The following is a 9,386-nucleotide window of genomic DNA, read 5'->3' on the forward strand; positions in this document are numbered from 1 at the left end:
GTCCTGAACTGAACTTCTTTCATTGCTGCTCCGATATGCAAAAAAGTAATAGTAAATTTTATAAATATACTAAGGCTAAATGTGTGTGTTCGTGCAGAATTTTATGAAATGAATGTTGACTTAAATATCAAGATTGAGACTTTGATCTTATTTTAGGTTAAAAAAAGTGGGGAGAGTAATATTACTCTCCCCACTTTTAACTTTAATTGATTAACCCAGAGCGGGTAGTACACCAAGGCTAATAAAGATTTGCGAAGTGACGATCATCAAACCAATGGTTGCTGTCATGGTCAGAGCCAGTTTACCGCCTCTGACTTGATATTGTGTTCCACCCTGCGGTTGGAATATTTGGTTTGAACGCACTTTAATCACCATCACAATCGGTAAGAATATGGCCAAAATAGTCAACGCAATAGCCGCGTAACCGAGCGCCATAATAAAGCCTTGAGGGTAAAATAGCGCAAAGACTAATGGTGGCAGATAGGTGATGACGGAGGCAGCCATACGGTGCAATGGAATTTTCTTTTTCTTAATCGTATCGCCCATGAATTCAAACAAGCCCAAGCTTACGCCTAAGAATGACGTCAAAAGTGCAAGGTCGGCAAACACGCCAATAATGCCGCTTAAATTGGATTGATGAACGGTTTGCCCTAATGTCACAATTAGCGCACTCAGGCCGGAATTCTCAACCAGCTGAGGTTGGCTAACGACACCTAACGTGACGATCTGCCAAAAAATGTAAATAATCAACGGGATAGCAGAACCAATTAAGATGGCTTTGCGCAGCGAAGGGGTGTCGCCATCTAAGTAATTCACAATCGCCGGAATACTGCCATGGAAACCGAATGAGGTGAAAATGACGGGAATTGCAGCAACGATTAAGCCTTGCTCAAGTGGCATACTAAGCAAGTATGACTGAGAAACATTAGGTGCAAGAAATGAGAGCACTATAATCATCGCGACCATTTTACCGGCAAACAGCAGGCGGTTCACTTTATCAACCGTGCTGGTGCCGATCGTCACCACAAGTGCAACCAGTAAAGTAAAAAGCAAGGTGCCCAACGGATTGCTGATCTCAATGCCAGCAAACTCTGTCAGGCGATGAGTGAATTGTGCGCCGCCACCAGCAATGTAAGCTGCACAAAGCGAATAGAACAAAAATAGCATAGCAAAGCTCGCTACCCATTTTCCTTTTTGCCCTAAGATCTGTTTAGCCAATGTATGTAAGGTGGCGTCTTTGTCTGCATATTGATGGATTTCAACCATTAACAATGCAGTGAAAGCCATTAATGCCCAGAGGGCGATCATAATCAGTAATGATGTGCCAAAGCCGATACCTGCAGAAGCGAGCGGTAGAGCTAGCATGCCTGCACCGATAGTGGTCCCTGCGATGATCAAAGTACTACCGAAAATCTTTGATTGAGTCATGGTGTAAAGTTCTTTATACGTTATGTTGTGTTTCAGGGAGTGATATATATGAATACAACGGGGTGTTGACCATTAATCCACTCATTTTGGGCTATATTGTAGAACTTCGGATTCATTTTCAACAGCTTTGTAAAAATAAAAATCCATGAGTGTATTTTTTTGTTTACATGGCAAGGTGGCGGCTAAATAAGAGTGGTCGAAATCGTTTCGCTGTGATAGATATTGTGGTGATGATTAATTTGACTATTTGCTTTCAAAAAACTGTCATATAAATCATTTAAAAAGGATCTTGCGACGTGATAATCCCGTCTCAGTAAATATCAAAGGAGGTCGATTAATGAGTGACCAATATAAAAACGATGAGTGCTTAGAGTGGCTCGACGCCATGGAGATCGGATTTGATTTATCCGATTATGACTCTGTATCTCATGAATGCTCTGAACAGAGCGCAGAATAGTACCAGCCAGCAGCCTATGCTGGCTATGCTCCTTACATTCCCCCCTCGTGTATCAATTCCTTAACACTATTGATTTCCGCTGATTTTGAATAGGCGATTACCTTGCGCTTTGTTACAATCCGCGCCCTGATTTCCAATAGGTAAGCTGCAATGTCTGATACTGTGCACCCATTCCAACGTTTAGGACTTTCAACCACATTAGTTAGCGCTCTGCAATCTTTAGGTTTTGAACAACCGACGGATGTTCAATCTCAAGCTATCCCGCATGTTTTGGCTGGTAAAGATGTCATGGCTGGGGCGCAAACGGGTACCGGCAAAACGGCAGCTTTCGGTTTACCTATTTTGCAACGTTTTCTTGATAACCAAGCCGAGCGAGAAGCCAATAGTAAAGTTGTGCGCGCGCTTGTTTTGGTTCCGACTCGTGAGCTGGCTCAACAAGTGTTTGATAGCTTAAGTGCTTATGCACAAAGCACTACATTGAAGATTGTTACCGCGTATGGTGGAACCAGCATGCAAGTGCAAACACGTAATTTACGTGGCGGTGCGGATATTTTAATTGCGACGCCGGGGCGGTTAATTGACCATCTGTTTGTGCGCAACATTATCCTGACGCAAACCGAAGTGTTGGTGCTGGATGAAGCCGATCGCATGCTCGATATGGGTTTTTTGCCTGATATCCAACGTATTTTGAAACGCATGAATGATGAACGCCAAACGCTGTTTTTCTCGGCCACCTTTGATGACAAAATCAAAGCATTAGCACACAAAATGATGCGCGACCCTGTCGGCGTGCAAATTTCACCGGCCAACGCGACCGCTGATACTGTAAAACAGATCGTTTATCCAGTGGATAAAAAACGTAAAAGCGAGTTATTAGCTTATCTAATTGGTTCACGTAATTGGCAGCAAGTCTTGGTATTTACCAAAACTAAACAAGGTAGCGATGAGCTAGCCAAAGAACTGAAATTGGACGGCATCAAAGCGGCCTCGATCAATGGCGATAAAAGCCAAGGGGCGCGCCAAAAAGCATTGGATGATTTTAAATCAGGTAAAGTTAGAGCGTTGATCGCTACTGATGTTGCGGCTCGTGGAATTGACATTCAGCAACTTGAGCAAGTGGTTAACTACGACATGCCCTATAAAGCGGAAGATTACGTGCACCGTATTGGTCGCACAGGCCGGGCCGGGCTAACGGGTTTCGCGGTCTCTTTGATGAGCCGAGATGAAGAGTATCTGCTTGAAGCGATAGAGGCCTTACTCAATCAACGCCTGCCACAAGAGTGGTTAAAAGGGTTTGAGCCGAGTTTGTTGGAAGCCTTACCGACTGAGCGTAGCAGTCGTAAACCTAGCCGTTCAGCGGAAAAAAGAAAGATGAAAGCAAAACTAAACATCCATGAAGGTAGAGGTAAGCGATAAAGCGCCCGCTTTATCTGGCCCAGTCACATTCAATATCATACAGCAACTCATTGATGGAGTTCGGACAGAGCGTCTGAGCTTCGTCGATATGGAACTTGGCGATCATCAAGTCATTAAAGAGTTGCCAATGTTTTAGTAAGCATTGGTTCACATCTTGAGTTTCATCTGACCATGTTTCTTTTAAAAATGGTGTGAGACTTGCCGCGCCGTGCGCGTACATGATCATCTGCCATTTTATCTCCCACACCTTTATTGGTGTGGCTGAAAATTCACGGTTGTATTGCTCGGCAAGTTGTTCGACGAGCTGCTCAATTTCACCTGCACTGTCGATAAAATAATCAAACAGAGCATCTTCTTGTCTTACCGCATCGGCGATCAGTTGAATCGGCTGTTTGACGGTCAGCATATGCGCGAGCAGCCGTACAATGAACAAATACAACTGCACGTTGGCGGGGGTGTTGGCTGGGATCTCTTTCAATATATGACGTAAATAATTCTCCATATAAAGATGGAGACCATCGCTGATACTGCGCCATATTTGCTCTTTACTACCGAAATGATGACGCAGCAAACTGTGCGAAACCCCAGCTTTTTCGCTGATCGTTCGTAATGACACTCGTGCATAACCTAGCTCGCAAAACAGATCCGCAGCGACCACTAGAATGTCTCTTTTGGTTTTTTGGGCATCAGTGGCACTTCGGCGGCCTTGTCTTTTGGTCATTTTTTAACTCGTCTCATTTTTTAACGAGCGCAGTTGTACCAGATTTGAGAGGTAGTTTCACGGAAAAAACGCTTTGGCAGTCATAGCCGATGATAAGGTTATGACTGCACAATGTTAATTGGATCGGAGATAAAGGGAGAGTTTGCTGATTAGAAAATCAATATCATCGCGTGAGACGTCTTTATGGGTCACAAAACGTACCGGATTACCTGGCGAAACTTTTATTCCATCTTGCGCCAACTGATTGGTAATTGTATGGATATCGATAGAATCAGCTAATTTGGCAAATACGATGTTAGTTTGCACTAAATCTGGATTGACGGAAAACCCGTTTAAGTCCGCTAATTTGCGCGCTAAATATTGGGCATTGTCGTGATCAGTCTTCAGCTGAGTGACTTGTTCAGTCAATGCAAGATGGCCTGCTGCGGCCAAAATGCCTGCTTGACGCATGCCGCCACCGAGCATTTTTCTTAAACGTCGAGCCTTGGCAATGTAGGTTTTTGAACCCAACAGCAGCGAGCCGATAGGAGCTGAAAGCCCTTTAGATAAACAGACCGTCATTGAGTCAAAGTATTGCGCAATCTCTTTAACATCCACATCCAGCGCTACAGCGGCGTTGTATACGCGCGCGCCATCTAAATGCAGTGCCAAATGGTGTTGATCAACAAACGCTCGCGCTTGCGCTAAATAGGCGAGTGGTAGAACTTTGCCATTGATGGTGTTTTCAAGGCTAAGTAATCGCGTGCGAGCAAAGTGGGCATCATCAGGTTTAATGGCCGCGCGCAGTTTATCGAAGTCTAACGTGCCATCAGGGTTATTTTCGATTGGCTGCGGCTGAATAGAGCCAAGAACCGCGGCGCCACCCGCTTCATATTTGTAGTTGTGCGCTTGTTGGCCACACAGGTACTCATCGCCACGCTCACAATGTGACATTAAACCCAGCAGGTTGGCTTGTGTGCCTGACGTGGTAAATAGCGCCGCTTCAAAACCGTGTCGCTGCGCGGCCCACTCTTCTAAGGCGTTGACGGTTGGGTCATCGCCATACACATCATCACCCACGTCGGCATTAGCCATTGCTTCACGCATCGCGGCGGTGGGTTTAGTAACGGTATCTGATCGAAAATCCATATAATCTCCTCATGCGTTTTTCTATTTTTGCTAGAAGCATTTTCACTTCAATTCTTATCTGTGATTGTAATTTATTGATAAATAAGCTCTTTATTGATGGCTAAGTATTTTATAGATAACCACACAGCTTCGCCTTACTTAGGCAGGCAATGGTTTTTGAATCTGTGATTTGCCCAGTGATGATTTTTTGCTCCAATTCCTGGATCGAAAGCGTCACCACCTCAATGACTTCATCATCGTCGCATGATAATCGTGCAGTTTTGCTCAACTGTTTAGCGACAAACAGGTGCTGTATTTCGTCACAAAATCCAGCTAATGGTGTGACTTGCCCTAAAGTGATCAGCTCACTTGCGCTGTACCCTGTCTCTTCTTCAAGCTCACGGTGCGCGCATTCGGCTGGAAGCTCCCCCTTTTCTAAAGTGCCTGCTGGGAGCTCTAACAACCACTTTTTGAGTGAGGGGCGAAACTGATTAATCAGAATAATATCGCCTTGTTCTGTGATCGGCAAAATCACGGCCGCGCCCGGATGGACGATGGTGGTGTGCTCAATGCTTTTGCCTGTAGGAAGGGTGACATCCTCTTGCACTAATGAAATGGTTTTCCATGTATGTATGGTTTTGCTCATGCAAACTCTTCTTTAATTGTGGCTAGCCAATGACTGATATGGTGATAAGGGTTCAACCTTACCGAGAATCTGTGGCTAAGACAAAGTAAAACGATAACCTAAGTATCAATATTGCTTGCACAATCAGTGATGTCAGTCTCATATATGCAAACATTGATTTCGAAGAATTTCACAGAAAAGAGATCTGCTATAAGTGGGCGCTTATACTAAAATCTATTTGTAACAAAACAATAACAGTCGTATAAAGTTATGTATACAAACCATTTGGAGCGCTTAAGTGATCAATTTTACTCCTGCATCTCATGCGCAAAAAGCGCTACTTTCAGAGCGCATAAATAAGCTTGCTAAGGCTTTATCGGATGGTGTTTATGAGCGTGAAGACACCATCAAACTTTGTCTACTGGCTGCTTTAGCGGGGGAAAGTGTTTTCCTACTCGGCCCTCCTGGTATTGCAAAAAGTTTGATTGCGAAACGTCTGATCCAAGCCTTCGATAACAGCAGTTATTTTGAATACCTCATGACGCGTTTCTCAACACCAGAAGAGGTATTTGGTCCATTAAGCATTCAAGAATTAAAAGATAATGGGCGCTATGTTCGCCTAACCAAAGGCTATCTTCCTACCGCACAAGTGGTTTTTCTTGATGAAATTTGGAAAGCAGGCCCCGCCATTTTGAATACCTTATTAACGGTAGTGAATGAAAAGACCTTCAAAAATGGGAGCGATATTGAACGTGTACCAATGCGTCTTCTGGTTTCGGCATCGAACGAATTACCGGATGAAGAGAGTGGTTTAGATGCCTTGTACGATCGCATGTTAGTGCGTGTGTTTGTCAACCGTATTCAAAATAAGCAGAATTTCAAATCGATGCTGACTGTCGGTACGCCACAAGAAGCGCGCATCCCTGAAGGGCTTGCGATTACCGATGAAGAGTATCACTCATGGCAGCGACAACTTGACGATTTACTGTTGACAGATGACGTGTTTGAAAAGTTATTTGAGCTGAAAAACATGCTAGAGCATGCCGTTGAAAACCAGCCCGCTGCGGCAAGTATTGATATGTACGTTTCAGACCGCCGTTGGAAAAAAGCGGTGAAGTTGCTCAAAGCGAGTGCGTTTTTTAATGGCCGCGACTCAATCAACCCGCTTGATTTACTGCTGCTGCAAGATTGTCTTTGGAATAGCCCCGATTCTCGCGATATTGTGCGCCGCGTTATCCGCGACTTTGCGTTGAAACATGCTTTTGACCAACAAGAAGTTGAACATCAAATCGTAGTGTGTCGTGAAGAGCTGGCTGAGATTCAAGAAGAGCTAGAGTCTGAATTTGGCATGTTGCTCTCGCTGGAAACATCATCCGGTTTGATTAAAAAGCAAGTGCATCAGTTTGATACCAAATCGGCAAAAACCTATCAGGTAGGCACCGCTCATGACTTGGTCAAATTGGTATTGCTGCAAAGCAATATGTCCGTCTCTGAGGCCGAAAAAGGCGATAGCCGCTGGGTTTATGTGCCTAAAAGCGAGCTTGAAAGAACGATCAAAGAGGGGCATGGCGATGTGTATGGTTATGTGAATCAAAATACCAATTTGTGCCGTTTAAGGTTTGATTTAGATGCTGGTAATAACCTCGTTCTTAAAGATATTGCTAATCGCTCGGTGTTGGTGAGTTTGGTGACTGAGCAAGGTTTAGACGAAAGTCTTTATCAAGAGTGGCTTACGAAAGCGGATCAAGCCGTTGCACAGTTGCAACATGCCGAACACCATTTGCGTAAAGTGCGTTCTAAGTTTCACGGCGCTTTGCCGCATAACTTCATTGATCCGGAGCTGCCCACCGCTATGGAAGCGACGCTGCAGCATCTACAGCAATTACTTGAATCGACTCATACCGAATGCGAAAAAACGGTGCTTCGTTTTAAAAACCTAAACCAGTTTTTTGCGTAAGGAGAAAAGATGCTTGGTGCCGATGGTTTAAATTTAGCGTTAATGATTGCCGACTCGGGCATCATTGATACGGCAGTGAATGATTTGCTTGCGCGCTCGCAAGTGATGATGATGGCTGAAAACCGCGGCGTGGCGAATTCAGTTAAAAATCACCTAACTAAGTGGCGTGGTAGTGTCAAAAAACGCATTACAAAAGTGTGTGAAACTGAGCGTTTTCAACAAGAGCTGACCTTATACCAAGAAGTAATTCACTGGGATGAAGAGACCTTCTTTACCCGGATTAACGAGATAATCAAACAGTTGGAATGGCACTCAGCATTTTATCTCCAAGCACGTCGTTTAATCGAAAAAAACAAGGGGTTGCATAACCCCATGTTCCCTCATTTCTTTTGTGACCAATGGTATCAAAGCCTTTGCCATGCGATTAAACAAGCGCAAATCAACGAACTTGAAAGTAACAAAGAAAAAGTGTTGGCCGATTTGTACCAGCGTATGGAAACCATGAAAAACATGGATAAAGTCACGGAATCGGGTGATGAAAGCAGCGTCGGTCGCTTGTGGGATATGGCATCGGCGAAGCTCAGTAAAACAGACATTAGTGTCATGAAACGCCATGCAGAATTTTTGAAAAAGAACAAAGGATTGCAAGAGATTGCTGAACAGCTTGGGCGCATGGCTGGCGAAGTAGATGACCCGGATCTCAACCGCACTCCAGCCGAAGCGCTGCAAATGGTGGAGGAGAAATCGGACGAAGCGACGGATGACATCGTCGGCATCCACGAAAGTGATGATCTGAACAAGCTACTGCCCAACGAAACCATGTTTCTTGCCTATCCTGAACTTGAGGTGGTTTTCTACAAGCATTTAGTGGATAAGCGCTTGATGAACTATCGCATGCAAGGCAAGTCTCGCACCTTGCGTAAAGTCAAAGCCTACCAACCAGAGCACAAACAGTTTGAGATTGAAAAAGGGCCGTTCATCGTATGTGTGGACGCTTCTGGTTCCATGAGTGGTTTCCCAGAACAGTGTGCAAAAGCAATGGCTTATGCTCTGATGCAGATCGCGCTGGCTGAGAGGCGCGAGTGCTACGTGATGCTGTTTTCTACTCAGCAAATTACCTATGAGCTGACCAAGCAAGATGGCTTGCGTGAAGCGAGTGATTTTTTAAGTTATTCATTTCACGGCGGAACGGATTTAGACCCTGTGCTAGAACAATCGGTTGAACTGATGAACAGTGACAAATACCGCAATGCAGATTTGGTCGTATTGTCGGATTTCATCGCACCTAAACCGCCGGAAGCTCTGCTAGAAAAAATCGCGACCTTAAAACATCAAAAAAATCGTTTCCATGCGGTGAGTTTGTCTCGCTATGGTAATCCACAGTTGATGGCGATGTTTGATCACTGCTGGGCATACCATCCTAATCTCGTCGGGCGACTGATGAAAAAATGGTAACGATTACTTGATAAAAACTGATGAATTGTTGCTCTAGTTGTTCGCCTTCTATCCTTTGCGGGTCGATTCTTAGTCACTTGATTCATAAGTGGAAAATTTATTGTTGACTCATTTTCTTAATCCGTTAAAGTACGCCTCGTTCTCACGGCAAAGCCCGAAAGAACAATGTCAGGAGTTAGTTGCTCAGCAAGATGAGCAAAGTTATTAAAAGCTGTAAGGC

General features: G+C 44.4%; 7 protein-coding genes. 3 read left to right on the plus strand and 4 right to left on the minus strand.

The features are described 5' to 3' along the window. Positions 1-210 precede the first annotated feature (210 nt). Positions 211-1,428: an aromatic amino acid transport family protein gene (locus tag AACU59_RS00850; RefSeq protein WP_094145111.1), complete on the minus strand. Its 1,218-nt coding sequence runs from the start codon at positions 1,426-1,428 to the stop codon at positions 211-213. Between the two features lie 607 nt (positions 1,429-2,035). Between AACU59_RS00850 and AACU59_RS00855 the strand changes: the two genes are divergently transcribed. Beyond that, complete coding sequence (locus AACU59_RS00855; protein WP_094145110.1) at positions 2,036-3,301, plus strand: DEAD/DEAH box helicase; 1,266 nt, start codon at positions 2,036-2,038, stop codon at positions 3,299-3,301. Positions 3,302-3,311: 10 nt separating this feature from the next. Here the strand turns inward: AACU59_RS00855 and AACU59_RS00860 are convergent, their stop codons facing one another. From AACU59_RS00860 to AACU59_RS00870, 3 genes are all read right to left on the minus strand, one after another. Beyond that, a complete protein-coding gene (locus AACU59_RS00860) occupies positions 3,312-4,022 on the minus strand; it encodes a TetR/AcrR family transcriptional regulator (protein ID WP_013867941.1) in 711 nt (236 codons plus the stop codon). A 114-nt stretch (positions 4,023-4,136) separates the two neighbouring features. After that, on the minus strand, positions 4,137-5,150 hold the full coding sequence (gene ltaE, locus AACU59_RS00865; protein WP_094145109.1) for a low-specificity L-threonine aldolase: 1,014 nt from the start codon (positions 5,148-5,150) through the stop codon (positions 4,137-4,139). A gap of 109 nt (positions 5,151-5,259) precedes the next feature. Next, positions 5,260-5,775: an NUDIX hydrolase gene (locus tag AACU59_RS00870; RefSeq protein ID WP_017048791.1), complete on the minus strand. Its 516-nt coding sequence runs from the start codon at positions 5,773-5,775 to the stop codon at positions 5,260-5,262. 277 nt (positions 5,776-6,052) lie between these two features. On the opposite strand from AACU59_RS00870, the gene AACU59_RS00875 reads away from it, so the two are divergent. Further along, complete coding sequence (locus AACU59_RS00875) at positions 6,053-7,711, plus strand: ATPase RavA domain-containing protein (RefSeq protein ID WP_013867938.1); 1,659 nt, start codon at positions 6,053-6,055, stop codon at positions 7,709-7,711. Positions 7,712-7,720: 9 nt separating this feature from the next. Further along, complete coding sequence (viaA, locus tag AACU59_RS00880; protein ID WP_019283198.1) at positions 7,721-9,166, plus strand: ATPase RavA stimulator ViaA; 1,446 nt, start codon at positions 7,721-7,723, stop codon at positions 9,164-9,166. Positions 9,167-9,386: the final 220 nt, after the last annotated feature.

This window comes from Vibrio sp. V23_P3S9T160 (assembly GCF_963886625.1).
In the GTDB taxonomy this organism is placed as follows: Bacteria; Pseudomonadota; Gammaproteobacteria; order Enterobacterales; family Vibrionaceae; genus Vibrio; species Vibrio anguillarum.